The sequence below is a fragment of the Microbispora siamensis genome (assembly GCF_016863095.1).
Lineage (GTDB): Bacteria > Actinomycetota > Actinomycetes > Streptosporangiales > Streptosporangiaceae > Microbispora > Microbispora siamensis.
This window is the reverse complement of sequence record NZ_BOOF01000005.1, coordinates 369,988-394,192: the sequence shown is the minus strand read 5'-3', so window position 1 is coordinate 394,192 and position 24,205 is coordinate 369,988. Positions and strand designations below refer to the sequence as shown.

Annotated in this window: 23 protein-coding genes; 6 read left to right on the top strand and 17 right to left on the bottom strand. The window is 73.1% G+C overall.

Annotated elements, in window-relative coordinates; translation table 11 throughout:
- Positions 1-60: 60 nt before the first annotated feature.
- The 3 genes from Msi02_RS08255 to Msi02_RS08245 form a co-directional block, all read right to left on the bottom strand.
- Positions 61-1,044, bottom strand: a complete 984-nt coding sequence (locus Msi02_RS08255) for an aldo/keto reductase (protein WP_204047773.1) — start codon at positions 1,042-1,044, stop codon at positions 61-63.
- Positions 1,045-1,070: 26 nt separating this feature from the next.
- A complete protein-coding gene (locus Msi02_RS08250; protein WP_204047772.1) occupies positions 1,071-2,099 on the bottom strand; it encodes an NAD-dependent epimerase/dehydratase family protein in 1,029 nt (342 codons plus the stop codon).
- Between the two features lie 136 nt (positions 2,100-2,235).
- Positions 2,236-3,078 carry an alpha/beta fold hydrolase gene (locus Msi02_RS08245; protein WP_204047771.1) on the bottom strand — a complete coding sequence of 281 codons (843 nt, stop codon included), beginning with the start codon at positions 3,076-3,078 and terminating at the stop codon, positions 2,236-2,238.
- Between the two features lie 79 nt (positions 3,079-3,157).
- On the opposite strand from Msi02_RS08245, the gene Msi02_RS08240 reads away from it, so the two are divergent.
- Positions 3,158-3,619, top strand: a complete 462-nt coding sequence (locus Msi02_RS08240; protein WP_204047770.1) for a MarR family winged helix-turn-helix transcriptional regulator — start codon at positions 3,158-3,160, stop codon at positions 3,617-3,619.
- Between the two features lie 30 nt (positions 3,620-3,649).
- On the opposite strand, the gene Msi02_RS08235 is transcribed toward Msi02_RS08240, so the two are convergent.
- The 8 genes from Msi02_RS08235 to Msi02_RS08200 form a co-directional block, all read right to left on the bottom strand.
- Positions 3,650-5,257, bottom strand: a complete 1,608-nt coding sequence (locus Msi02_RS08235; protein WP_204047769.1) for an ABC transporter permease — start codon at positions 5,255-5,257, stop codon at positions 3,650-3,652.
- On the bottom strand, positions 5,254-6,198 hold the full coding sequence (locus Msi02_RS08230) for an ABC transporter ATP-binding protein (protein WP_204047768.1): 945 nt from the start codon (positions 6,196-6,198) through the stop codon (positions 5,254-5,256). The genes Msi02_RS08235 and Msi02_RS08230 overlap by 4 nt, the downstream gene beginning before the upstream one ends.
- Complete coding sequence (locus Msi02_RS08225) at positions 6,195-6,887, bottom strand: TetR/AcrR family transcriptional regulator (protein ID WP_239108223.1); 693 nt, start codon at positions 6,885-6,887, stop codon at positions 6,195-6,197. Before Msi02_RS08225 ends, Msi02_RS08230 begins: the two co-directional genes overlap by 4 nt.
- A gap of 92 nt (positions 6,888-6,979) precedes the next feature.
- Complete coding sequence (locus tag Msi02_RS08220; RefSeq protein ID WP_239108222.1) at positions 6,980-7,291, bottom strand: LysE family translocator; 312 nt, start codon at positions 7,289-7,291, stop codon at positions 6,980-6,982.
- Positions 7,288-8,550 carry an RNA polymerase sigma factor gene (locus tag Msi02_RS08215; protein WP_204047767.1) on the bottom strand — a complete coding sequence of 421 codons (1,263 nt, stop codon included), beginning with the start codon at positions 8,548-8,550 and terminating at the stop codon, positions 7,288-7,290. The genes Msi02_RS08220 and Msi02_RS08215 overlap by 4 nt, the downstream gene beginning before the upstream one ends.
- On the bottom strand, positions 8,547-8,945 hold the full coding sequence (locus tag Msi02_RS08210) for a YciI family protein (protein ID WP_079313551.1): 399 nt from the start codon (positions 8,943-8,945) through the stop codon (positions 8,547-8,549). The genes Msi02_RS08215 and Msi02_RS08210 overlap by 4 nt, the downstream gene beginning before the upstream one ends.
- Positions 8,946-9,105: 160 nt before the next feature.
- Positions 9,106-10,395 (bottom strand): endo-1,4-beta-xylanase, encoded by a 1,290-nt coding sequence (locus Msi02_RS08205; protein WP_204047766.1) that lies wholly within the window; start codon positions 10,393-10,395, stop codon positions 9,106-9,108.
- A gap of 190 nt (positions 10,396-10,585) precedes the next feature.
- Entirely contained in the window at positions 10,586-11,218 is a 633-nt protein-coding gene (locus Msi02_RS08200) for a maleylpyruvate isomerase family mycothiol-dependent enzyme (protein WP_204047765.1), read from the bottom strand.
- 108 nt (positions 11,219-11,326) lie between these two features.
- On the opposite strand from Msi02_RS08200, the gene Msi02_RS08195 reads away from it, so the two are divergent.
- Entirely contained in the window at positions 11,327-12,406 is a 1,080-nt protein-coding gene (locus tag Msi02_RS08195; protein WP_239108221.1) for a glycoside hydrolase family 113 protein, read from the top strand.
- A gap of 10 nt (positions 12,407-12,416) precedes the next feature.
- Here Msi02_RS08195 and Msi02_RS08190 read toward each other — a convergent pair whose 3' ends face one another.
- Both Msi02_RS08190 and Msi02_RS08185 read right to left on the bottom strand, forming a co-directional pair.
- Positions 12,417-13,652, bottom strand: a complete 1,236-nt coding sequence (locus Msi02_RS08190; RefSeq protein WP_204047764.1) for an RNA polymerase sigma factor — start codon at positions 13,650-13,652, stop codon at positions 12,417-12,419.
- Positions 13,649-13,972 (bottom strand): YciI family protein, encoded by a 324-nt coding sequence (locus tag Msi02_RS08185; protein ID WP_079313549.1) that lies wholly within the window; start codon positions 13,970-13,972, stop codon positions 13,649-13,651. Before Msi02_RS08185 ends, Msi02_RS08190 begins: the two co-directional genes overlap by 4 nt.
- A 138-nt stretch (positions 13,973-14,110) precedes the next feature.
- On the opposite strand from Msi02_RS08185, the gene Msi02_RS08180 reads away from it, so the two are divergent.
- Together Msi02_RS08180 and Msi02_RS08175 are read left to right on the top strand one after the other, a co-directional pair.
- Positions 14,111-14,881 carry a sporulation protein gene (locus tag Msi02_RS08180; protein WP_239108220.1) on the top strand — a complete coding sequence of 257 codons (771 nt, stop codon included), beginning with the start codon at positions 14,111-14,113 and terminating at the stop codon, positions 14,879-14,881.
- An 80-nt stretch (positions 14,882-14,961) separates the two neighbouring features.
- On the top strand, positions 14,962-16,506 hold the full coding sequence (locus Msi02_RS08175) for an ABC transporter substrate-binding protein (RefSeq protein WP_204047763.1): 1,545 nt from the start codon (positions 14,962-14,964) through the stop codon (positions 16,504-16,506).
- A gap of 108 nt (positions 16,507-16,614) precedes the next feature.
- Here Msi02_RS08175 and Msi02_RS08170 read toward each other — a convergent pair whose 3' ends face one another.
- A complete protein-coding gene (locus Msi02_RS08170) occupies positions 16,615-17,109 on the bottom strand; it encodes a tautomerase family protein (protein ID WP_204047762.1) in 495 nt (164 codons plus the stop codon).
- A gap of 94 nt (positions 17,110-17,203) precedes the next feature.
- On the opposite strand from Msi02_RS08170, the gene Msi02_RS08165 reads away from it, so the two are divergent.
- The gene (locus Msi02_RS08165) at positions 17,204-17,695 is read left to right on the top strand and encodes a winged helix-turn-helix transcriptional regulator (RefSeq protein WP_139578314.1); all 492 of its coding nucleotides are present in this window, start codon (positions 17,204-17,206) and stop codon (positions 17,693-17,695) included.
- A gap of 113 nt (positions 17,696-17,808) precedes the next feature.
- On the top strand, positions 17,809-18,648 hold the full coding sequence (locus tag Msi02_RS08160; protein ID WP_204047761.1) for an SCO6745 family protein: 840 nt from the start codon (positions 17,809-17,811) through the stop codon (positions 18,646-18,648).
- Positions 18,649-18,702: 54 nt separating this feature from the next.
- Here the strand turns inward: Msi02_RS08160 and Msi02_RS08155 are convergent, their stop codons facing one another.
- The 3 genes from Msi02_RS08155 to Msi02_RS08145 form a co-directional block, all read right to left on the bottom strand.
- Positions 18,703-19,734, bottom strand: coding sequence for a cation diffusion facilitator family transporter (locus Msi02_RS08155; RefSeq protein ID WP_239108219.1), 1,032 nt, complete (start codon positions 19,732-19,734; stop codon positions 18,703-18,705).
- A gap of 254 nt (positions 19,735-19,988) precedes the next feature.
- Positions 19,989-23,579 carry an ATP-binding protein gene (locus Msi02_RS08150; RefSeq protein WP_204047759.1) on the bottom strand — a complete coding sequence of 1,197 codons (3,591 nt, stop codon included), beginning with the start codon at positions 23,577-23,579 and terminating at the stop codon, positions 19,989-19,991.
- Positions 23,579-24,109: a GNAT family N-acetyltransferase gene (locus Msi02_RS08145; protein WP_204047758.1), complete on the bottom strand. Its 531-nt coding sequence runs from the start codon at positions 24,107-24,109 to the stop codon at positions 23,579-23,581. Before Msi02_RS08145 ends, Msi02_RS08150 begins: the two co-directional genes overlap by 1 nt.
- Positions 24,110-24,205: the final 96 nt, after the last annotated feature.

The following is a 24,205-nucleotide window of genomic DNA, read 5'->3' as shown; positions in this document are numbered from 1 at the left end:
CCCGTACGCGCCCCACGCCGGGCCGGCACCTGACCGAGAGCCGGGAAGCCGGTCGGACGATCAGTCCAGCCAGGCGGCGGGAGAAGGCAGGTGCCGGTCGAGCTCGTCCCACAAAACCGGCGGGATCGGGGTGGTGGCGAGGCTCAGCGTCTCCTCGATCCGCTCGGGTTCCGAGACGCCGACGATGGTGGACGCCACCCGGGGATCGCGCAGCGAGAACTGCAGCGCGGCGGCGGCGAGGGGCACGCCGTGCGCGTCGCAGACCCGTCGCATGGCGCGGACCGCGTTCCGGACGGACTCGCCGGTGTCCCGGTAGGCGTAGCGGGGCTGGGCGTCGGGTCCCTTGACCAGCATCCCGCCACCGTACGGCGCGCCGTTGACGAAGGCGACGCCGCGATCGCGGGCCTCGTCGAGCAGCGGGGCGGCCTCGCGGTTCACCAGCGTCCAGCGGTTGTGGCTGATCACGGCGTCGAACACGCCGGTGGCGACATATCTGCGCAACAGGCCGACCGGCCCACCCGCGATGCCGAGATGGCCGGCGACGCCGGCGTCCCGCAGCGCGACCAGCGCCTCCACCGCCCCTCCCGGGCCCATGGCCTCCTCGAAGGTGATGTGGAATTCGGGGTCGTGCAGGTACAGCAGCGGCACGTGGCCGACGCCGAGCCGTTCCAGGCTCTCCTCGGCCGAACGGCGCACGCGCTCGCCGGAGAAGTCGCCGGTGTCCGGGTCCGCGTCGACCTTGGTGGCCAGGACGAACCCGGCGGGCACGCCGTCGCGGTGGCGGACCACGGCGCCGATGCGTTTTTCGGCGCTGCCACCGCCGTAGTTGTTCGAGGTGTCGAGGAAGTTGAACGGCCCGTCGAACACGGCCTCCACCGTGGCCCGCGCTCGCTGCTCGCCGACCTCGTACCCGTACAGGCCCGGCATGCTCGCCAGGGGACTGGTGCCGACGCAGATCGGTGTCACCGCCAGGCCGGTGCGCCCGAACGGCCGGCGCAGCGTCGGGTCCGGGACCGTCAGGTCGTCGCGGGAATCGAGGGGCATCGGGGGCGTCCTTCCGTCACGAGCCGTCAGCGGTGGTCGGGCGCCAGGCGCGCCACGGCCGCCGAGGCGAACCGGTGTCCTTCGACCAGCCGGGCCAGCACCGCGTCGGTCGCGGCGTCGGGCCGGGTCTCCTCCGGATGGGCGGACCGCCAGGCGTGGAGTCGCCTGGCCCCTTCCGGCCAGGTGACGACCGGCCGGAACGACGGGACGAACCGCCTGATCTTCGTGGTGTCGAACACGGCGGTGTGCTGGAGGTCGCCGACGATCAGGTCGGACCAGAACCAATCCGGCGCGGCGAGCGGCAGGAATTCCGCGGGCAGGTGGAGGAGCCGGGCCGGTGTCGCGGCCGCCCGCCCGACGACCTCGTAGATCTCGTTCCAGGTCAGCGCCTCGTCGGAGGTGATGTGGAAGTCCTCGCCGAGCGCCTGCCAGGCGCCGATCAGGCCGACGAGGCCGACGGCGAAGTCGTCCGCGTGCGTCAGGGTCCACAGGCTGGTGCCGTCGCCGGGCACCACGATCTCGTCGCCGCGTACGACCCGGTCCCACGCCGTCCAGTCGCCGGGCAGCGGCGGGTGCGCGTCGTCGTAGGTGTGCGAGGGGCGCACGATCGTGACGGGGAAGTCGCGCTCCTCGTAGGCGCGGCGCAGGACGTCCTCGGCCGCGATCTTGTCTCGTGCGTACGCGAGGTAGGGGTTGCGCCGGGCGGTCGATTCCGTGAACGGCGCCCGCCGGACCGGCTTGTGGTAGACGGAGGCGCTGCTGATGTAGACGTACTGGGCGGTGCGGCCGTCCAGCAGGTCCACCGCCGCCGCGGCGTCCTCGGCCGTGTAGCCGAGGAAGTCGACGACGCAGTCGTACGTCCTCCCGGCCAGGGCCCGGCGCACCGCGTCGCGGTCCCGCACATCGGCGGTGAGCGTCGTGACCTCCTCGGGCAGGGGACGGCGCCGGGCGGTGTGGCCCCGGTTGAGCGCGTGGACGTCAAGGCCCCGGCGCACCGACTCGGCCACGCAGGCCGAGCTGATCGTTCCGGTGCCGCCGATGTAGAGGACCTTCACGCGGACTCCGAATCATGGGACGGCTACGGGCCGTGCCGCACCCGGTCCGGCGGGTGTCGGCTGACCCGAAAGCTTTCGGGCAATTTGTGAAAATTGTCGGTTTCGGCAGCAACCTAGGGCGTGGCGTCGTTTCACGTCAAGAGTGCCCGCCACTGGACACCTCGGGCGCCACGAGGTCGCGGATGCGCGTGGCGTACGCGCGGGGGTGGGTGGTGTTGCCGTTGTGCCCGCCGGGAAACTCCCGCGCCTCGACCCCGAGGAGCGCGGCGAGCTCCTGCGCGCACCGGTAGTCGAAGACGTGCCGGGGCGTGGTCCGGCCGAAGGCCGGGATGACGCGGACCAGGGTGTCCCCGAGCGCGGCGACGTCCAGCGTGTCGCGGGCGATCGCGGTGAAGTCGTTGCGGATGAAGAAGTCGAAGCCGGCCCGCCGCCGATCGTTCATCGGATGCGGGGTCAGTCCGGGCTCGGTGTCCTGGGCGACGGGGTCGATGCCCAGCGTTTCCGCGATCCTGACGAACGCCTCGGCGAGGCCGCGGTCACGGTAGAGGTGCTGCAGCTCCTCCAGTTCCCGAACGTGACGGACGCGTTCGGAGGCGGGCAGGAGACCGGGGGCGACCGGCTCGTGCGCGATCAGGGTGCCGAGCTGTTCCGGATGCTCGACGGCCAGATGCAGCCCGATGGCCGCGCCGAAGCTGCATCCGAGCATGTGCGCCGGCCGGTCGGTCACGGCGGCGAGCAGGCGGTGGACGTCGTCGACATGGTCGGCCATGGTCGCGCCGCCGCCGGGGGCGTCGAGGCTGCTGCGGGACAGGCCGCGCCGGTCGTAGGTGATGACGGTGTGGTCGCCCGCGAGGTGTCGGACCAGGTCGGTGGTGCGGTCGGCGTCGCCCTCCCCGCTCTGCGAGATGAGGAGCACGGGCCCGGCGCCGTGCACCTCGTAGTAGATGCCGGCGCCGTTCGTGCGGAGCATGCCGTTCATGGGTCGTCCTCTCGGCTCGGGGTGATCCGGAGGATATTCCATCAAAACTGATACATCAAATCTGATGTATTCTGGAGTCATGAACGGAGTCGACCTCTTCCTGCTCGGCAGGACTCTCATGAAGATCGGCGAAGAGGCCATGCCAGTGGAGGGCATCACCCCGTCGAGAACGACGCAGGCCGCCAGTGTCCGGACAGTGCTGGTGGTCGTCGCCGACCTGCGCGCCCATCCGGAGACCTCAGTCGGAGAGATCGCGGCGCGTACGGGGTTGCCGCAGAGCGCGGTGTCGGGGGCCGTCGCGCGGCTGAAGGAGGCCGGGGCGGTCGTGACGGCCCCCGATCCGGCCGACCGCCGCCGGATCCTGATCAGGCAGGCGCCCGGGCAGTCCGCGCGTGTGGAGGCCGTGCGGGCGGCCGGTGTCGAGGGGCCCCTCGCGGCGGCTCTGGGCACCGACGACCCGGCGCAGGTCGCCGAGGTCGTCGATGCGCTCGAGTTCCTCGCCCGCCGCCTCGCGCCGGGATCGGCGCCCCGCCGTTCCTGACGCCGGGAAGACCGGACCGTAGGTGGGGCGTCAGGGGATGGGCAGGTCCCGGCGGCGGAAGGCGGCGAGGCCGGCGGCGGTCAGCGCCGCGGCGATCGCCGACAGCGACGCCAGCGGCACGACGCCGAAGCGGTCCGCGGGCAGGCGGGGGACATGCGTGAACGGGGAGACGTCCAGCACCCACTGGTCCAGCCCGATCGCGGCCCCGACCATCCCGATCAGCAGACAGAACACCGGTGCGCCCCAGCCGAGGGCGGTGAGTCGGGGGAGCAGGCCGTACAGCGCGACCGTGACCCCGGCGAGCACCCAGACGGCGGGAAGCTGGACCAGCGCGGCGGCCAGCAGCCGGGACGTCTGCCGGGCGGCCTCACCGGTGTTCAGCCCGTGGGCCAGCCCCATCGCGAGCCCGGCGGCGGCGAGGACGGCCGCCGGGCCGAGCAGGGAGAAGGCGAGATGGCCGCCCAGCCAGCGCAGCCGCCCGACCGCGGTGCCCAGCACCGCCTCGGCCCGTCCGCTGGTCTCCTCGGCCCGCGCCCTGAGGGTGGCCTGCACGGCGTACGCGGAGGCGATCAGGCCGAACAGGTTCGTGGTGGCGGCGAGGTAGTCGTCGACGAGCCCGGCCGCGCCGCCGAGGCGGGCGAACACGTCGGCCATCTGCGGCGCGTCGCGCACGAGATCGGCGACGCTCGCCGCGAGGTAGCCGAGCACGACGCCCAGTACGGCGAACCCGGCGGCCCAACCGGCCAGCAGTCCCCGGTGCAGCCGCCAGGCCAGCGCCAGGGGCGAGCGCAGGGCGGGGCCCGCCGCCGGGCGGCCGAGCCGGGGCGGCAGCAGGCCGGCGCCGAGGTCGCGGCGCGTCGAGAGTGCGGCGGCCCCCAGGGCCAGCGCGACGGCCACCCCGGCGGTGAGGGCGACGGGCCACCAGGCGTCCTCACCGTACGGGCGGATCCACGTCACCCACTCCAGTGGGGACAGCCGACCGGCCCACGACGGCGTGCCGTCGTCCAGGGCGCCGACGTCGCCCACGATCCGCAGGACGTAGGCGGCGGCGAGGGCGCCGATCGCGATTGCGCGCGCGCTTCCCGCGCCGGCGGTCAGCTGCGCGGCCATCGCGGCGACCGCGGCGAACACCCAGCCGGTGACGGCGAGCTCGGCGCCGAAGGCCCACGAGCCGGCGGCCGGCAGGCCCTGCCCGATCATCCCGAGGGCGAGGACGGCGCAGAGGACGAGGCCGGCGGCGAAGACCGAAACCAGCGCCGCCGCCAGGGGCGCGTGGCGGCCGACGACGGCCGAGCCGAGCAGTTCGCGGCGGCCGCTGTCCTCCTCGGCCCGGGTGTGCCGGATGACTGTGAGGATGCAGAACAGCCCCGCCATGACGGGGATGAACCCGCCCCGCCAGGCGACCAGCTCGCCGAGGCTGGAGCCGTGCAGGCGGCCGTACAGCGCGACGAAGCCGGCGTTGTGCGCGCTCAGGTCCGCGTACTGCTGCCGCGCCGCGGCGCTGGGGAACAACCCGTCGATGGAGGCCACGTACGAGATCGGGACGAGGCCGAGGACCAGCACCCACAGCGGGGTCAGAACACGGTCGCGACGCAGGATCAGCCGGACCAGCCCCCAGGTTCCGGTGAGCGCCGTCATCGGGTCGCCTCCGGTGCGTCCTGCGCAGCAGGCTGGGAGGAGTCGTGCGCAGCAGGCGTGGAAGAGTAGTGCCGCAGGAACAGCTCCTCGAGCGTGGGCGGGCGGCTGACGAGGCTGCGCACGCCCGCCGCGGTGAGGTGGCGCAGCGCCGGGTCGAGCGCGGCGGCGTCGATGTCGAAACGCACCCGTCCGTCCCGTACGAGCAGGTCGTGCACGCCGGGCATCGCGGCCAGCCCGTCCGCGGGGCCGGCCAACTCGGCCTCGATCGTGGTGCGGGTCAGGTGGCGCAGCTCGGTGAGCGTGCCGGTCTCCACGGTGCGGCCGTCGCGGATGATCGTGACCCGGTCGCACAGCGCCTCGACCTCGGACAGGATGTGGCTGGACAGCAGCACCGTACGGTCGCCGCGGCGCTGCTCCTCCCGCACGGCCTCGCGGAACGCCTCCTCCATCAGTGGGTCGAGGCCCGAGGTCGGCTCGTCGAGTAGCAGCAGTTCCACGTCGGAGGCGAGGGCCGCGACCAGCGCCACCTTCTGCCGGTTGCCCTTGGAGTAGGCGCGCCCCTTCTTGCGGGGGTCGAGGTCGAAGCGCTCAAGCAGCTCAGTGCGGCGCCGCTTGTTCAGCCCGCCCCGCATCCTGCCGAGCAGGTCGATCACCTCGCCCCCGGACAGGCCGGGCCACAGGACGACGTCCCCGGGCACGTACGCCAGGCGGCGGTGCAGTGCGGTCGCGTCGGCCCACGGGTCGCCGCCGAGCAGGCGGGCGACGCCGGCGTCCGCGCGCATCATGCCGAGCAGGATGCGGATGGTGGTGCTCTTGCCCGCGCCGTTGGGCCCGAGGAAGCCGTGGACCTCGCCGGTGCGCACGACGAGGTCGAGGCCGTCGAGGGCCTTGGTCGGTCCGAACGTCTTGACCAGCCCGGCCACGGAGATGGCGTCTGTCATGGGGAATTCTCCTCGGTTCTGCGGCCGGGGGGCCGCGCGCCCGCGAGCCGGTCGAGGCCTGCCCGGGCGCGGGCGGCGTCCTCCGGAGTCATGAGGGGATGCGAGTAGAGGTCGACCAGTGCCCGGGAGAGCAGCAGGTCCCCCTCGGGGCTGAACATGTCCACTCCCATGGCGCGGGAGATGTGCGGGGCGAGGACCGGGATGCCCAGTGCCATCGCCGTGAACACGGCCGCTCTGATCTTCGCCGGAACGTCCGGGGGATCGGGGCGGCCGGCGTCGGCGCCCGCGATCCACTCCTCGCAGATCCGCGTCATCTCGTCGAAGATCGACGCGGCCGATCCGTCGGCCAGGCTGCGCGCCAGATAGAGCTGATAGGGAGCCATCGCCGCGCGGGCGGCGCCCACGTAGCTCACGTCGCTGAGCGTCGTGTCGGCCCGGACCTGGTCGTTCAGGCGCCGGATCATCTTCATGAGGTGCTCGTCGCAGGCCTCACGCAGCGCCTGCTTGGAGCCGAAGTGGTGGCGGACCAGTCCAGGGGACACGCCCGCGGTCCTCGCGATGCCCCGGATCGTCGCCTTCTCGAAGCCGTCGTCGCCGAAGTGCCGCAGTGCGGCGTCCCTGATCCGGGCGCGCGCCGTGAGGTCTTCGGGATCCGGTCCGGGAGGTGTCGCCACCGTCGTCCTTTCCACGCGTGCAGGATACTGTTCCCACGAACAGCAGGCTATACATGTGTATAGCCTTCGTCCAGCGTGAAACCGCGACTCCTACCGGTTCTCGGGCTCTACTCCGGCGAGGTCACCAGCCGGACGGCCAGGGCGGCGAAGACGGAGCCGCTGATGACGTTCAGGCCGCGCGCGAACCGGCGGCTGCGCCGTAGCAGCGTCGCGAGCCGTCCCGCGAGGGCGCCCACGGTCGCGTCGACGCCGAGGCCGAGCAGCACCAGGGTCAGCCCGAGGATCAGGAACTGGACGGCGACATGGCCCAGGGCCGGGTTCACGAACTGCGGCAGGAACGCGATGTTGAACAGGATCACCTTGGGGTTGAGCAGGTTCGTGACCATGCCCTGCCAGAAGGCGCGCAGGGAGGCGGTCACAGGGAGGCGGCGAGGCGGGCGGCGCGCATGGTGAGGTGGTCGCGCTCGGGGATGCTCGCCGTGAGGCCGGCCGCCGCGCGGTAGTCCGCGACGGCCGCCGTGAGGTCGCCGGCCATCTCCAGCAGGTGCGCGCGCGCCGCGTGCAGGCGGTGGTGCCCCGCCAGCGGCCCGTCCGCCAGCGGTTCGAGCAGGGCCAGCCCGGTGGCGGGGCCGTGCACCATGGCGGCGGCGACGGCGCGGTTGAGGGAGACCATCGGGTTGGGCGACATGCGCTCCAGCAGGCCGTACAACGCGAGGATCTGCGGCCAGTCGGTCTCCTCGGCCGTCGCCGCCTCGTCGTGCACCGCCGCGATCGCCGCCTGGATCTGGTACGGCCCGGCGGCGCCCCGGCGCAGGGCGGCCGTGAGCAGCGCGGTGCCCTCGGCGATCGCCTCGCGGTCCCACAGGCCGCGGTCCTGCTCCGCCAGCGGGACGGGGACGCCGCCCGGGCCGGTCCTGGCGGGCCGCCGGGCGTCGGTCAGCAGCATCAGCGCGAGCAGTCCGGCCGCCTCGCCGTCGCCGTGTGGGAAACCTCGCAGCAGGCGGTGCAGCGTCCTGGCCAGCCGGATCGCCTCGCGGGACAGTTCGACGCGGTGCAGGCCGAGGCCGCCGCTGGCGGCATAGCCCTCGTTGAAGATGAGGTAGAGCACGTGCAGCACGGAGGCGAGCCGCGCGGAGCGCTCCTCCGGCTCCGGCATGCGGAACGGCACCCCCGACGCCCTGATTCGTTGCTTCGCCCGGCTGATCCGCTGCGCCATCGTCGCCTCGGGCACCATGAAGGCCTTGCCGATCTCGGCCGTGGTCAGCCCGCCGACGGCCCGCAGGGTCAGGGCGATGGCGGACGCCGGCGTCAGCGCGGGATGACAGCTCAGGAACAGCATGACCAGCGTGTCGTCCCCGTCCGCCTCGTGCACCCGGTCGACCGCCGGGGAGGTCCAGTGGTCGGCGGGAGACCGGGCGGCCACCAGTTCCTCCCGGCGGCGGCGCGCCTGCTCGCCCCGCACCTGCTCGATCATCCGCCGGTACGCGACCTGGATGAGCCAGCCCTTCGGGTTGTCCGGCACGCCCTCCGCCGGCCACTGGGCGAGGGCGTCGAGCAGCGCCTCCTGGACCGCGTCCTCGGCCGCGCCGAAGTCGCCGAACCTGCGGGTGAGCACGCCGACGACCTGCGGCGTCAGCGGGCGCAGCAGGTCGTCGACGTGTGGGTGCGAAGCGTTCACAGCTCCTGCGCCGGGGCCGCCATCACCTGCCGCACCTCGATCGGCATGTTGAGCGGCTCGCCGTTCAGGCCGGGCGCCGCCGAGATGTGGGCCGCCAGCGCGTACGCACGCTCCGGCCCCTCGCAGTCGACGATCCAGTAGCCGACCAGGAACTCCTTGGTCTCCGGGAACGGGCCGTCGGTGACGACGGGGACGCCGCCCTCGCCGGCCCGCACGATCCGCGCCTGGTCGGGCATCGCCAGCCCCTGGGCGTCCACGAACTCGCCGGCCTCGACGAGCCCGCGGTTCACGTCGTGCATGAACTCGATGTGCGCCTTGATGTCCTCCGGCGACCAGGCGTCCATCGGGGCGATGCCGCTCTGCGGGCCGAACTGCATCAGCAGCATGTACTTCATGTCTTGCTCCTCCTGTCGCCCGCCCTTCGTGGGCGCGCTCACCCCTGGGTAGAAGCCGGCTCCCCGCTTCTCGACATCCTGCCGGAGAATTCTCAAAAATTTCTCGCAGCCCGTCTGGGAGGGGCACGGCTCGGAGGGACACGGCTCAGAGGGACACGGCTCAGAGGGACACGGCCACCTCGGCGTCCCCGGGCTCGTCCAGGGTGAACGTGACCGTCCGGCCGCCGGCCGTGATCTCGTACTCGCCGAGGAAGCCGTCGAATCGGACGCGGCCGTCCGCGTCGGTGACCATCGTCGTCGGAGACAGCCACCACTCGCCCTTGATGAGCGAGCGCAGCGCGTCGTACGACGGCTTGGGGGTGCCGTCGGCGCGGACGAAGCCGCCCGGCGCGCCGAGCCAGCCGCCGTCCGACAGGCCCCAGTAGGTCATGGCCTCCACGGCCGGGTGGGACAGCAGGGTCTTGTAGTGGCGCACGACCTCGTCGGCCTGGCGGGCCTCGCCCTCGGGCGTGGTCGGCCACTCGGGGATCTGGTAGTCGTTCAGGTCGACGATCTCCTCCGGCATGATGTGGCCGGAGACGATCGTCGTTTCGGTGAAGTGGATGGGCAGGCCGTACCGCGCGAAGCGGTCGATCGTGGCGAGCGTCTTCTCCTCGCCCCAGTAGCCCTGGTGCATGTGGCTCTGCAGGCCGAGCACGTCGATCTTTATGCCCGCCTCGAGCACGCCCTCGATCAGGCACTCGTACGCCGCGGACATGTCGAAGTCGTTGAGCAGCAGCGTGGCGTGGGGGTTGGCCTCACGGGCCGCGTCGAAGACCATCCGGACCATCGGGATCCGGCCCATCTCCCGGCAGATCCGGGTGATGCCGTTGTCGTACTTGTCGAAGATCGGCATGATCACGACCTCGTTGATGACGTCCCACATGTCGATGACGCCGGCGAAGTCGGTCATTTCGCGCCGGATCCGCTCCACCTGGGCCTTGGCGATCTCGGCGTTCGACAGGTCCATGAGCCAGTCGGCGGTCACGGTGTGCCAGGCGAGCGGGTGTCCCTTGACGACGCAGCCCCGGTCGGCGAACCACCGCGCCGTGGTGAGCAGCCGTTCGGTGTCCGGCCGGCCCCGGACCGGCTCGAACTGGCCCCAGTAGAAGGGCAGCGTGGCGAAGTTGAACAGGTCGAACCACAGGTCGGCGACCTGCTGGGACCCGGCCGCCGGGGCCTCGCCGAGCGACCGCCGCTCGCCGGGGTCCGTCGCGGTCTCGCCGTTGGCCAGCGGGATGAAGTCGAACCCGATGCAGCCGAACAGGAACTTGTGCCGGCGCTGCGCGACGACCACCTCCTGACCGGCGAGGGGCGTGCCGTTCGCGGTCACGGTGAGCGTGGCGCCGGCGGTGCGGTGCTTCCTGATCAGCGGGTCGGGGTCGGCGGCACCGGAGCCGGAAGCGTCCAAGGCACCGGAGCAGGAAGCAGGATGGGACGACATCGAGCGGCCTCCAGGGATGCGCAAAGCGGAGAAGTCCCCTCCGGGAGCCTCCTCGCCCCGGCCGGAGAGGTCGGTGATCCCGAGCACGTTAACGCTCTTGACGCTCGAACGGGCACAGACCTCTCCATCGGTGCGATCAGCGGCCGAAGTGGCGCGTTCAGCGGATCACGTGGGTGAAGCGGGCGGCGGGCTCGCCGTGCAGCCGTCCCTCGGGCAGCCGGCGGCCGCACAGGACCAGCACCAGGTCCTGCGCGGCGCCGGACAAGGGGGTGCCGGTCCCGAGCGACCAGTCGACGTCGTCGGCGCGCAGTTCGACGCCGTCCAGGTCGACGCCGAAATACTTGCGGCTCCGCGGGGACAGCGCGTTGTCGAGCAGGACGCGCAGCCGGTCGCCGGGAATCCGCCGGTCGATCCCGAGCGCCACGGTGATGTCCATGCCGTGGATCACGTCGTGCGACAGCGCGCCCGCGTAGCCGCCGCCCGGCGGCCGCCAGGGGTGCTCGGCGTTGTCCCGCAGGCACGCGGTCAGCTCTCGCGGGCCGAGCGCGGCCGCGTCCCTGCGGGCGAGCCGGTCGGCGAGCCGGTCGAAGTCGCCCCGGGCCCTGACGAGGCCGGCCAGCACGCTCAGCCCCGAGTGCCGGTAGGGCATCGTCATGTGGGCCACCACCTCCCGCACCCGCCACCCCGCGCACAGCGAGGGCGCCTCCCACGACTGCGGCGGCAGCTCACTCAGCAGGTCCGCCAGTTCGCGGCGTTCCGCCGCGATCTGCTTCCGGATATCGGTGTCCATTCGTCGCCTTTCCGGTGTGTCCGTCCGTACGCCCTTCCGACGAACGGGCGCGTCCCGGATGGACACCCTCCGCGCGCGTACGCACAGTGCGTGCCGCGCATATCGTGCGTGGCACGCAAGGACCGAATAGGGGGACAGCGGGAGATGAACGGCAAGGGGATCAACTTCGACACCGGCTTCGCGGACGCGTCCGCCCGCGCCGCCGGGCGCAGCACCCGGGAACCCTTCGACCTCGACGTGGTCGAACGGGAGATGCGCGTCATCCGTGAGGACCTGCACTGCACCGCCGTACGGATCACGGGCGGTGACCCCGGACGGCTCAAGGCCGCCGCCACTCGCGCCGCCGCGGCCGGGCTGGACGTCTGGCTGTGCCCGTTCACCTGCGACATCACCACCGACGAGCTGCTCGCCGTGATCGCCGACTGCGCCGAGCACGGCGAGCGGCTGCGCCGCGAGGGTGCGGAGGTCGTGCTGGTCACCGGCTCGGAGGTGAGCCTGTTCACCGACGGGTTCCTGCCCGGCGCGACGTTCGGGGACCGGATCCCCCTACTGGCCCGGCCGGAGAGCCTGCGGGAGGTGCTGCCCCTGGTGCCCGGCCGCGTCAACGCCTTCCTCCGCGAGGCGGTCGCGGTCGCCCGCGAGCGGTTCGGCGGCCGGATCGGCTACTGCTCGATCCCGTTCGAACAGGTGGACTGGACGCCCTTCGACGTCATCGCCACCGACGCCGGCTACCGGTCGGCCGCGACGGCGGCCCACTACCGGGACGACATCCGCGCCTTCGTCGCGCAGGGGAGGGCACTGGGCAAGCCGGTGGCGGTCACCGAGTTCGGGTGCGTCACCCACAGAGGCGCCGCCGACCTGGGAGAGCGCGGCGACTCGATCGTCAAGTGGGGCGAGGACGGCGCGCCGGTCGGCCTGATCGGCGACCACGTCCGCGACGAGCACGAACAGGCGGCCTACCTGCGCGAGGTGCTGGGGATCCTCGACGCCGAGGGGGTCGACACCGCCTTCTGGTACACCTTCGCCCGATACGACCTGCCACACCGGGACAATCCCCGTGAGGACCTCGACATGGCCAGTTGCGGCGTGGTGAAGGTGCTGGAGGGCCGTTCGGGCACGGCCTATCCGGGCCTGCCCTGGGAACCGAAGGCCGCGTTCACCGCCCTGGCGGACTGCTACCGGGCCTGACGCCCAAGCGTCAGCCGAGGGCGGCGAGGCGGCGGGCGAGGTAGCGGCGCTCGGCGTCGGTGGTGGCCAGGCCGGCCGCCTCCCGGTAGGCGTCGGCGGCCTCGGCCGTACGGCCCAGGCGGCGCAGCAGGTCGGCGCGGGCGGCGGGCAGCAGGTGGTAGCCGGCCAGGGCGCCCGTCTCCCGCAGGCCGTCGATCAGCGCCAGGCCCGCAGCCGGGCCGTACGCCATGCCGACCGCCACCGCGCGGTTCAGCTCCACGACGGGCGACGGGACCAGCCGCGCGAGCCGCGCGTACAGCACGGCGATCTGCGGCCAGTCGGTGTCCTCGGGGCGGGCCGCGGTGGCGTGGCAGGCGGCGATGGCGGCCTGCACCTGGTAAGGGCCGGGCCGCCCCCGCCGCAGCGCGCCGTCCAGCAGGGCCACGCCCTCGGCGATCCGGTCGGCGTCCCACCGGCCGCGGTCCTGGTCCTCCAGCACCACCAGGTCGCCGGCGTCGTCGAGGCGGGCGGCGCGGCGCGCGTGGTGCAGCAGCATCAGCGCGAGCAGGCCCGCCGCCTCGGGCTCGTCCGGCATCAGCCGCACCAGGACCCGGGCCAGGCGGATCGCCTCGGCCGCGAGGTCGTGCCGTACGAGGTCGGCGCCGGCCGTCGCCGAGTAGCCCTCGTTGAACAGCAGATACAGCACCGCGAGCACCGCCGGGAGGCGCTCGGGCAGCAGGTGGGCGGGCGGCACGCGGTAGGGGATGCCCGCGTGCCTGATCTTCTGCTTGGCCCGGGCCAGCCGCTTGGCCATCGCCTGCTCGCCGACCAGGAACGCCCGCGCGATCTCGGTCGTGCCGAGCCCGGCGAGGGTGCGCAGGGTGAGCGCCACCCTGGCCTCCAGCGCGAGCGCCGGATGGCAGCAGGTGAAGATCAGCCGCAACCGGTCGTCCGGCACGTCCGGCTCGTCGCCGGCGCCGTCGTCAACCGTCTCGAGCACGCCCGCCACCTCCCGTAGTTTGGCGGCGCCGGTGGCCTCACGGCGCAGCACGTCCACGGCCCGGTTGCGCGCGGCGGTGGTCAGCCACGCTCCGGGCCGGCGCGGCACGCCGTCGCGCCGCCAGGTCCGCACGGCCAGGGCGAAGGCGTCCTGCGCGCACTCCTCGGCCAGGTCCCAGTCGCCGGTCCAGCGGATGAGGGTGGCCACGACCTGCCCCCACTCCTCGCGGAAGGCCCGGTCGACGGCGGCCTCGACCGGCGGCGTCACAGCTCTATGAGCGGCCGGATCTCGATCGTGCCGTACGCCGCGGCGGGATGGGCGGCGGCGATCTCGATGGCCTCGTCCAGGTCGGCGCACTCGATCAGGCAGAACCCGCCGAGTTGCTCCTTGGTCTCGGCGAACGGCCCGTCCGACAGCAGCACCTCGCCCTCGCGCACCCGCAGCGTGGTGGCGTCGCTCGGCGGGCGCAGCCCCGCGCCTCCCCGGAGCACGCCGCGTTCCGCCATCTCCTCCGACCATCCGTCGCACCCGTCGTTGGCGTGCTCCGCCGCCGACTCGTCGCCGCAGATCAGCAACACGTACTTCATGCGTCCTCCTCGGACCGGTATCCCATCATGTCTGTACGACGAACGGGGACGGCCGGAATGGACACCCCTGCACGGGAACCGGGCGGCGGGGACGGGTCGTTGGCAGCGGTGAACGACCCGCGACCAAGGGAGTGATCGGTGTTCCGCAAGCTGATGGCCGCGCTCGGGGCCGGCGTCGAGGTCGACACGGTGCTGCGCGACCCGCACGTGCGTCCGGGGGAGACCCTGCACGGCGAGGTCCGCTTCAGGGGCGGGTCGTCCGACCACAAGGTGGACGGGATCACCGTCGACTTCACCGCCGTCGTGGAGGTCGAGCACGGTGACCAGGAACACCACGCGACCTACAGCTTCCTGCGGGCCCCGGTGTCCGGGCCGTTCGACCTGCGCGCCGGGGAGGCCCGCGCGCTGCCGTTCGCGATCCCGGTGCCGTGGGAGACGCCGGTCAGCGCGGTCGGCGGGCGCCCGCTGCCGGGCATGCGGCTCGGCGTGGCCACCGAGCTGGCGCTCGCGGGCGCGCTCGACAAGGGCGACCTCGATCCGCTGTACGTCAACCCGCTGCCCGCGCAGGACCACCTGCTGGGGGCGCTCGTCCGCATGGGCTTCCACTTCAAGCGGGCCGACCTGGAGCGCGGCACGCTCCGGGGCTCGACCATGCCGTTCTACCAGGAGATCGAGTATCACGCCGGTCCGGAGTGGCGGCGCCACTTCAGCGAGCTGGAGCTGACGTTCATCGCGGGACCGCACTCGATGGACGTGATCCTGGAGGCCGACAAGCGAGGCGGCTTCCTCACCTCCAGCCACGACGTCTACAACCGCTTCCGGGTCGGGTACGGCGACCACCCCGGCACGGTGGAACAGGCGCTGCGCGACGGCCTCGCCGCGATGGCACGGCACCGCGGCTGGTTCTGACCTCGGTCCGAAAAAGTCCGGCTTCGCCCCGAACCGGGCCACTAGGATGATCACCTCTTTCGTTCCGGAGGTGAAAACAGGTGGTCTCCCGCTCGGCCGCGGCGGTCCTTCCCCTCGTCTGCTGCCTGCTGGCGGTCTCCGCACCGGCGCGGGCCGAGTCCGGCACCGGCGTCACGGTGTCCACCTGCCCGCCGTACGGTCCGCTGACCCTCGGGGAGGCCGACGCCTGCGGCGGTGACATGCTCGACGCGCTGTTCACCGGCCTCGTCGAGTACGACCCCCGCACTTCGCGGGCGTCGTACGCGGTCGCACGGTCGATCAGCACCAAGGACAACCGCCGGTTCACGGTCAGGCTGCGTGAGGGCTGGACGTTCCACGACGGCACCGAGGTGAAGGCGCACAACTTCGTGGAGGCCTGGAACCGGACCGCGATGTCCGGCAACGCCCTCCTGTTCGAGGACATCAAGGGGTTCGGCTCCCGCGTGATGTCCGGGCTCAAGGTCGTGGACGACCACACATTCACGATCGAGCTGAAGCGGCCGTTCGGGCCGTTCACCCAGAAACTGGGCCACGTCGCCTTCTCGCCGCTGCCCGACTCCGCGCTGAAGGACCCCTTGTCGTTGGTGCGCAAGCCGGTCGGCAACGGGCCGTTCCGTGCGGTCACGTGGGCGCCCGGCACCGAAACCGTGCTGGAGCGGTACGACGGCTACGCGGGCCGGGCGAAGGCACGGGTGGGCAAGATCACCTATCGGGCGTACTCGAGCGACGAGGCTGCCTACGCGGACCTGCTCGGCGGCCGTCTCGACTACCTCTCCCAGGTGCCGGCCGTCGCGGCGCTGCATGTCGCCGAGGACCTCGACGGCCGGGTGATCAAGCCCGTGGTCGGCACCGTCCAGGAGATCGGCATCCCGCTCCGGCTGGGCACGAACGCCGATCTCCGCAAGGCGGTCTCGATGGCGATCGACCGTAGAACGATCACCCGCGAGGTCTTCCGCGGTAGTCGTGTCCCGGCCGACTCGTTCGTCCCGCCGACCGCCGAGGGCGCGAAGTCCGGCGCCTGCGGCGCGTTCTGCCGCTACGACCCCGCCCTCGCGCGCAAGTACCTCGCCCGGGCGAAGGCGAAGGGTTTGCGAACACCGGCGAGCATCCCGCTCTACTACAACGCCGACGGCGTCGGGTACGAGGAGTGGGTCAAGGCGATCGCCGCGAGCGTCGGCACGGTCTTCAAGGGCGAGGTGACGGTCTTCCCCAAGACGGTGAAGACGTTCGACGAGTTCCAGCGGGCGACCTACAGGGGCACCCTCAAGGGGATGTTCCGGATGGGCTGGCAGCTCGACTTTCCCCACATCCAGAACGCGCTCGGCACATTCGCTTCCGGCGACGGGTTCAACTTCGGGCTGTACCGCAACCCACGGTTCGACGCGCTGCTGCGCGCGGCCGACCGGGAGGTGTCGCGGGCCAAGGCGATCGGGCTCTACCGCAGGGCCGAGACGATGCTGGTCCGGGACATGCCGGCGATCCCGCTGTGGTTCTACCGGGACACGTCCGGGTATTCGCGCAGGATCGCGGCGCCCAGGCTGACGCCGTTCGGCTGGCTCGACCCGGTCTCGCTGCGGCCCGCCTGACCCTTCCACCGTTCACCGTACGCGGTGATCTAGTGCCGCATCAGAGAAAGATCGCCGAGGTGACGCTGTGTCACCGGCCGCATCGATCCCCACTTCGTTCGCCGCTCATCAGGGCAGGCGGGCGTGTTCGGCTCGGGTGGCAGCGATCCGCTCACGCGCGAGCGTACGGGCCCGTTTGGTGTCGCCGGTGAGTCGGGCGAGGATCGTTGCGAGCGGCCTGATCTGGCCCCAGCCGCCCCAGTGACCCTCGGGGATCTCGGTGGGGAATACCCAGATCCGGCTGGCGTCACGCGGCCAGGCGCCGTTCTCCGCGTCGAGGATTGCCTCGGTGACCTCGGCGATGACGCTCGCACGCTTCTGCTCGTCGAGCTGGCCCTCGGGGACGGACGGGACGACCTTGTAGCGAGGTGCGTCCGCGGGTTCTCCGCCGACGTAGACGCCGGCCGGTCGGTGCAGCCAGAGCCAGGAGACGGAACGGCTCATCGGGTCGGCGGGGTCGAATCCCTCGTTGCGGACGAGGATCTCGGTGATGCGGTTCAGCAGGGCCGCCTCGGCGTCCGGCTGGAGCGCGCCGTCGGGAATGTACACGTCGAGCATGGGCATGGTCGATCTCCTTTATGAGTTTAATTTTTCAACTCAGGCGGGAGTCTACGAGAGCTAAGTACAGCTTGTAAACCCAGATGGGTACACTCGTCCCATGGAGACGCGGCGAATCGACCCAGTGAACTGCTCGGTGGCGCGCGCCCTCTCGGTGGTGGGGGAGCGCTGGTCGCTGCTGATCGTTCGTGAAGCGCTGGACGGCGCGCGCCGGTTCGGAGAGTTCCACTCCCGCCTCGGGATCGCCAGAAATCTCCTGGCGACTCGGCTCGAGACCTTGGTGACCGCGGGAGTGATGCGCCGCGTGCCCTACCAGGAGCCCGGGGATCGGCAGCGCTTCGCCTACGAGCTCACCGAGCAGGGCCGGGCGTTGCGGCCCACGCTCGTGGCGCTCCTGGAATGGGGCGACACGTACCTCGCCGACCCGCAGGGCCCGTCGGTCATCGTCCGGCACCGGCCCGTCGACGATGCGAGCTCCTGCGACGAGCCGGTCAAGGTCGTCCTCGAGTGCGCTGCGGGGCACAGCCACCTCGCCCCGGAAGACGTCTGCCGCACGCCCGGGCCGGGCGCGCGCTTCGTGGAAAGCTCCTGAGATCCCAGGATCGTACTGAGCAGCCCATATCGCGAGAAGCATGATCCAAGCAGTGGGGCCGACGCCTGGGCCATGGGGCAAACGTTGGATGCTGCGGCACTAGCCTGGCGGGCATGGACGAGATCTGGCGGCTTGTCGAGTGCTGCCACGCACCGGTCTACTTCGCGCCCGAGGCGAAGGAGGCGTACGCCGCCGCGGGGCTCAGGGGCTTCTGGATGGGGTATTTCGCGTCCAGGTCCGCCGCGCTCGGCCCGGTCTCCCCGCAGGTCGTGACCGCCGCGTTCTACAACTTCGCCCCGTCGATGGTCGCCCGTGCGATCCCCGACGCCTGGCGGTTCTGCCCGCCGGAAGAGGTGCTGGCGGCGCGCCTGGAGGTGGCCGGCCGGTGCCTGCGCCGCCTGCTCGGCGATCTCGCCGATCACCCGGACGTACGGGAGGCGGCGGGCCTGGCCGGGGCCGCGGTGGAGGCGTGCCCCGCGGCCGGGCGGGTGCTGTTCGCGGCGCACGCCGCCCTGCCGCCGCCAGGCGAGCCGCTCGCGGCGCTGTGGCACGCGCTCACCGCGTTGCGCGAGTTCCGCGGCGACGGGCACGTGGCGGCCCTGGTCACCGCGGGGGTGGACGGCTGCGAGGCCAACGTGGTCGCCTCGGCGCTCGGGCTCGTGCCGCCGGAGCAGCGGGCCTACCGGGGGTGGACCGAGGAGGAGTGGCGGGCCGCGGCCGACCGGCTGCGTGAGCGCGGCGTCCTCGACCGCGAGGGAGCCGTGACCGAGAAGGGCCTGCGTGAGCGGGACGCCGTCGAGGCCGCCACCGAACGGCTCGCGCGGGCGCCGATGGACGCTTTGGGCGAGACAGGGGTGGCCCGGCTCGCGCACCTCCTGCGCCCGCTCGTCACCCGGATCATCGACGGGGGAGGGGTGCCCTTCCCCAACGCGATGGCCATGCCGCGCCCCTGAACGCCGCGCCCCCCGAACGCCGCGCCTCTGAACGCCGGGCGTCTCGTGCTCCGGTCAGCCGGCGCGGTGCCGGACGAGGGCGGCCGAGGAGCGGTCGGGCGAGGAGCGGTCGGCCGGGGGATGGTCGTGCCGGTGGCCGTCGAGGACGGCGTGATGGTCCACGCCGTCGTGAGGCAGCGGGTCGGCGTGCACGATGGCGGCCGTCAGCCGGGGGATGGCGTGGATCAGATTGTGCTCGGCCTCGGCCGCGACCCGATGCGCCTCCACCACCGTGGCGGCCGGGTCGACGATGACCTCGCACTCGGCCCTGAGCCGGTGGCCGATCCAGCGCAGCCGCACCTGGCCCAGGCCGAGCACGCCGGGCGTGCCCCGCAGGGTCGCCTCGGCGCGGTCCACGAGAGCGGGGTCGACGGCGTCCATCAGCCGCCGGTACACCTCCCGCGCCGCCTGCCGCAGCACCATCAGGATCGCGACCGTGATGAGCAGGCCGACGACAGGGTCGGCCCAGGTCCAGCCGAGGGCGGCCCCTCCGGCTCCGGCCAGCACGGCCAGTGAGGTGAAGCCGTCGGTGCGGGCGTGCAGCCCGTCGGCGACGAGGGCCGCCGAGCCGATCTCCCGCCCGACGCGGATGCGGTGGCGGGCGACCAGCTCGTTCCCGGCGAAGCCCACGAGCGCCGCCGCCGCGACGGCCCCCAGATGGGAGACCTCCCGGGGCTCCAGGAGCCGCCCGATCGCGGCGTACGCCGCGGCGATCGAGGAGGCGGCGATCGTCATGACGATGACCACGCCGGCCAGGTCCTCGGCCCGTCCGTAGCCGTAGGTGTAGCGGCGGGTGGGCGGGCGGCGGCCCAGCAGGAAGGCGAGCCCGAGCGGCACGGCGGTCAGCGCGTCGGCCGCGTTGTGCAGGGTGTCGCCCAGCAGCGCCACCGACCCCGACAGGGCCACCACCGCCGCCTGGACCAGCGTGGTCGCGCCGAGACCGGCCAGCGACACCCACAGCGCGCGCATCCCCCGGGCGGACGACTCCATCACCGGGTCGACCTTGTCGGCGGGCTCGTGCGAGTGCGGGCGCAGCAGATGCGTCACCCGCCCGCGGAGCGTCACCGCGCCGCGCCCATGCCCATGCCCATGCCCATGCCCATGCCCGTGCCCGTGCCCGTGGCTGTGCCCATGCCCATGCCCGTGGCCGTGTTCGTGCCCGGGGGCGGCCTGTCGCTGCCTCATGGCACCCACGATGCCGCGGAAAATCCGCCGCAGCATCTCGACAAGAGCAGGCGCGGCGCAGTTGCGAACGCCCCGCACCTGGCCCCGCCTCCGGAACTCCGGCGACGCGCCCGGCCTCAGGCCGGCGCGTCGCCGGTGCGGCCGGGGTCCTCCGCGGCCGCACGGATCTCGCGCAGGAGCGCCTCGCTGCGGCTCACGAGATGGGGCAGGCTGAGCCGCCGGTGGGCGTCCAGCCCGGCCTCCGCGTGTGCCAGGGCGGCCGGGACGTCGCCGACCCGGTGCAGGAGCCGGGCGACCACGTCGTGGAGCGGGCCCCAGGCGACGCAGCCGGTACCCATGATCACCAGCTCGTGGGCGATGGGCCGCAGCTCCGCGAGCATGGCGTGCGGGTCGGGACGGCCGAGCCGCGCGGCGACCAGACCCCACTGCCAGACGACGAACTGCCACGTCCAGTCCCGCGGTGCCACGGTTCCCCAGCGGTCGATCAGCCGGTGGGCCAGGTCGCGGTCCCCCGCCTCGATCGCCGCGAGCACGGCCGTGGGGCGCGCGACCAGGTTGGACTCGTCGGCCGCGGTGTCGACGAGCTCGGCGAGGAGTTCGCCGCCCCGGCCCTGACCCCATTCCACGAAGAACGAGTGGATCCGCTTCAGGACGTCCGGCCCCCAGAGGCTGGTGCGGCGGTAGCTCCCGGTGCCGAGGTCCGCGAGGCGCTTCGCCTCCGCCCAGTCGCCCTCCAGCACCGCCCGTCCGGCCGCGGCGTACGCGACCTGGGTCTCGATCTCCGGCATCCGCACCTCGGCGGTGAGCCGCAGGCAGCGGGCCAGCTCCGCGTCGTAGTCGGCGAGCAGGCCCGCCTTCAACAGCTTGGGCATGCGGTGCAGGCGAGCGACGATCTCGGTGGCCCTGGGCAGGCCGGGGAGGCCCAGCATCTCCTCGGCCGCCCGGTAGCGCTCCTCCTCGTGCTCGGGGGTCCAGGCCGCGATGACGAAGTTGTTCAGCGTGCGGGCCAGCAGCAGGGGGTCGCCGATGCGCCGGGCCAGCTCCACGGCCTCCAGGGCGTGGCGGCGGCCCTCCTCGCGCCGGTCGCCGTAGTACAGCTCGACGCCGAGCGTGCCGAGCAGCTCCGCGCGGGTGCGCACGGCGTCCGGGTCGAGCCGGGAGAGCTGGTCCTCCAGCACGGTCACCATGCGGTGGTCCACCACGCCGTACGAGCGCCAGTTCCACAGCGCGACGCCGCCGAAGACGGTGGCCGCCTCGATGACGGCGGCGTCGTCGCCGATGCCGGTCGCGAGCGTTACGGCCTCGTCCAGCGCGCTCCGCGCCCCCTCCACGTCGCCGGTCACCCGCCGTGCCTTGCCGAGGCCGATCAGCAGGGCGCAGCGGGTGGCCGCGGGCCCGGCGGCGCAGGCGTCGAGGGCCTGCTCCCAGTAGAGGACGGCCTCGTCGTAGGCGAGCCGGGCCGTCGCCTGCCCGGCCGCCTCCATCGCGTACGAGACGGCCTTGTCCGCGTAGCCGACCCGGGCGGCCAGCCCGAAGTGGTGGGCCAGCGCGGGCAGGCGCGTCCCCGCCTCACCCCACCGCAAGGTCTCGATGGCCTCGCCCACCCGGCCGTGGAGCTGGGCCCGCTGCCTGCGGCTGAGCCCGAAATACAGCGCCTCCTGCACCAGTGCGTGCGAGAAGCGGTAGTCCCAGCCGCCGTCGACCTCGACCAGCAGCCCGATGGCGACGGCCGGTTCGAGCAGCATCATCACCCGGGCGCCGCCGGCTCCGGTGGCGGTCTCCAGCACGTCGGCGTCCACGTCCCTGCCGATCACGGCGGCCGCCCGCAGCAGGGTCTGGGAGTCCTCCGGCAGCCGCGACACCCGCTGGTTGATCACGTCGCGCACGCCGTCGGGCACCGCCAGGGCGAGCACGTCCGCCACGCTCACCCGGCCGTCGGGATGGGTGCTGGTCAGCAGGCGCAGCAGCTCGCCCAGGAAGAACGGGTTGCCGCCGGTCCTGTCGTGGAGCGCCGAGGCGAGCTCCGGCCAGGCCCATCCCGTTTCGCGCAAATAGTCGGCGATCTGCTCAGGAGTGAGCGGAGTGACGGCCAGCCGTTCGGTGCCGCGCTGGCGGGTCAGCTCACCGAGTGCCTCGGTCAGCGCCTGCCGGTCCACCGCAGGCTCGGGCCGTACGGTGGCGAGCACCAGCAACGGCACGCGGTGCAGATCGGCGCCGAGGAAGGTGAGCAGCTTCAGCGAGGCGGCGTCGGCCCAGTGCAGGTCCTCCATCACGACCAGCACCGGGGCGGTGGAGGCCCGCCGCGTGAGCGCCCGCGCCACGCTGTCGTGCAGCAGGAACCGGGCGGTGTCGGGGTCGGCCGTGTCCGTCGGGTCCGTACGGTCGCCGTCCGAGAGGCGGTGGGCGAGCCTGGCGAGGTCGCCGCCCGCCTCCCCGGCCTCGCCGGTCGCCGGAGCCCTGTCCGTCGCCCGAGCCTGGGCTGTTTCCCGTGCCTGGTCCGCCCCCAGGGCGTTGAGCGCCTGGATCCAGGGCCAGAACGCGGGGGCGCCGCTGCCCTCGACGCACCTGCTCCAGGCCACCGCGGCCCCGCGCTCGGCGGCCATGCTCGCGGCGGCCTCGGCGAGGCGGGTCTTGCCGATGCCGGACTCCCCGCTCACCAGGAACACCCCGCCCACGCCCCGGCGCAGGTCGTCGAGCCGCTCGGCGATCCGGCGCAGGTGCGGCTCCCGCCCCACCAGTCCCGGCACGGCCGTGTCCCCGGCGTTCCCGTTCCCGGCCTTCCCGTCCGCCGGGCCGCCCTCAATGCCGTCGCCCGTGTCCGTCCTCGGGCCCGGCTCCGGCGGCTCGGCGACCACGGGGGCCCACACTCCCGCCAGGGACTCGTCCTGGACGAGGATGGCCTGCTCCAGCCGCCGCAGTTCGGGACTCGGGTCGAGGCCCAGTTCGTCGCCGAGCAGCGTGCGGCACCGCTGGTAGGCGGCCAGCGCCTCGGCCTGCCTGCGCTCCCGGTAGAGGGCCCGCATGAGCAGCGCCCACAGGCCCTCGCGGTAGGGGTCCTGTTCGAGCAGGCGCTCGACCTCGACCGTCACCTCGGCCGCCCGCCCGAGCGCGAGCCACGCCTCGGCGCGTACCGTCAGCGCGTGCAGGCGGGTCTCGCCCAGGCGGGCGATGGTGGAGCGGGCGAACGGCTCGTCGGCCAGGTCGGCCAGCGGCTCGCCCCGCCACAGCGCCAGCGCCGGGCCCAGGATCCGCTCGGCGTCCTCGGGACGGCCTCCGGCCAGAGCGGCGTGCGCGGCCTCGGCCGCCCGGCCGAACCGCTCGGCGTCGACCTGGTCCGGCTCGATGTCCAGCAGGTAGCCGGGCTCCCGCGTACGCAGGACCCGGCCGGGGGAGCGCGGGCTGCGCCCGGGTTCGAGCGTCCTGCGCAGATGCGAGATGTACGCCTGGAGCGTTCCCGTGGCGCTGGAGGGCGGCTCGTCCCGCCACAGCCGGTCGATGAGCTGGTCGAGCGGCACGACGTGAGGCGCGTTCAGCAACAGCAACGCCAGCACGGCCCGCTGCTTGCGCGGCCCGAGATCGAGGATCGTCCCCGTGCCGTCGGCGACCTCCAGCGTGCCGAGGAGGCGGAAGTCCAGAGCGGGGCCCTGGCGGCCGTCCAGGCCCGGGCGCGGCGCCGGTAATCGCGCGCCGTCGATGCTCGTGCGCATCACAACTCCCGAAAGAGCCAGGCGGCCCAGGGCCGGATTTCTGGCTCATCATACCCGTATGTCCGCTCGTTCTCGGGAGAGAGGCCGCGGTCGGTTCCGTCCCTGAAACCCGCGCTCTCCAGCAGGTTGCGCAGGCCGTCGTCCCCCGGCCCGGGGAGGAACCACACGGCCCGTACGCCGTCCGCGCGCAACTCCATCAGCAGGTCGTCGAGCAGGCGGTGGCCCAGCCCACGGCCGTGGTGCGGCACGGCCACGGCGAGCGTGTGCAGCAGGGCCCACCGCGGGACGTGCCGGGGCGCCCCGGTCTCCAGCAGCGCGGCGGCGAGCGGGGCGGCGGCGACCGGCCGGGCGAGGTCGGTCAGCACGTAGAGGCGGCACCGGGCGGCCGGAGTCTCGCGCAGGACGCGTTCCAGCGCCGGGCCGATGATCCGGGCTCCCGGCGCGCCCGTGTGCGCCGGCACCTCGCGCAGCAGCAGGGTGCCGGACGGCGCGGCGTACCGCGGCCGGCGCTTGTTCGACGGCGACGACATCGCCCCAGCGTGCGCGGGCCGTCTTGGACACTCCTAGTACGTCTCTAGGAACCCTTTCAAACGTCCCGCCGAACCCCGGCCCGGCAGGCCCAAGAG

What these genes read in the sequence shown, in the direction of transcription:
- Msi02_RS08255 (WP_204047773.1), bottom strand. Translation starts at nt 1,044, where the DNA reads ATGCCCCTCGATTCCCGCGACGACCTGACGGTCCCGGACCCGACGCTG.
- Msi02_RS08245 (WP_204047771.1), bottom strand. Translation starts at nt 3,078, where the DNA reads ATGAACGGCATGCTCCGCACGAACGGCGCCGGCATCTACTACGAGGTG.
- Msi02_RS08240 (WP_204047770.1), top strand. Translation starts at nt 3,158, where the DNA reads ATGAACGGAGTCGACCTCTTCCTGCTCGGCAGGACTCTCATGAAGATC.
- Msi02_RS08235 (WP_204047769.1), bottom strand. Translation starts at nt 5,257, where the DNA reads ATGACGGCGCTCACCGGAACCTGGGGGCTGGTCCGGCTGATCCTGCGT.
- Msi02_RS08230 (WP_204047768.1), bottom strand. Translation starts at nt 6,198, where the DNA reads ATGACAGACGCCATCTCCGTGGCCGGGCTGGTCAAGACGTTCGGACCG.
- Msi02_RS08210 (WP_079313551.1), bottom strand. Translation starts at nt 8,945, where the DNA reads ATGAAGTACATGCTGCTGATGCAGTTCGGCCCGCAGAGCGGCATCGCC.
- Msi02_RS08200 (WP_204047765.1), bottom strand. Translation starts at nt 11,218, where the DNA reads ATGGACACCGATATCCGGAAGCAGATCGCGGCGGAACGCCGCGAACTG.
- Msi02_RS08185 (WP_079313549.1), bottom strand. Translation starts at nt 13,972, where the DNA reads ATGAAGTACGTGTTGCTGATCTGCGGCGACGAGTCGGCGGCGGAGCAC.
- Msi02_RS08170 (WP_204047762.1), bottom strand. Translation starts at nt 17,109, where the DNA reads ATGCCCATGCTCGACGTGTACATTCCCGACGGCGCGCTCCAGCCGGAC.
- Msi02_RS08165 (WP_139578314.1), top strand. Translation starts at nt 17,204, where the DNA reads ATGGAGACGCGGCGAATCGACCCAGTGAACTGCTCGGTGGCGCGCGCC.
- Msi02_RS08160 (WP_204047761.1), top strand. Translation starts at nt 17,809, where the DNA reads ATGGACGAGATCTGGCGGCTTGTCGAGTGCTGCCACGCACCGGTCTAC.
- Msi02_RS08150 (WP_204047759.1), bottom strand. Translation starts at nt 23,579, where the DNA reads ATGCGCACGAGCATCGACGGCGCGCGATTACCGGCGCCGCGCCCGGGC.
- Msi02_RS08145 (WP_204047758.1), bottom strand. Translation starts at nt 24,109, where the DNA reads ATGTCGTCGCCGTCGAACAAGCGCCGGCCGCGGTACGCCGCGCCGTCC.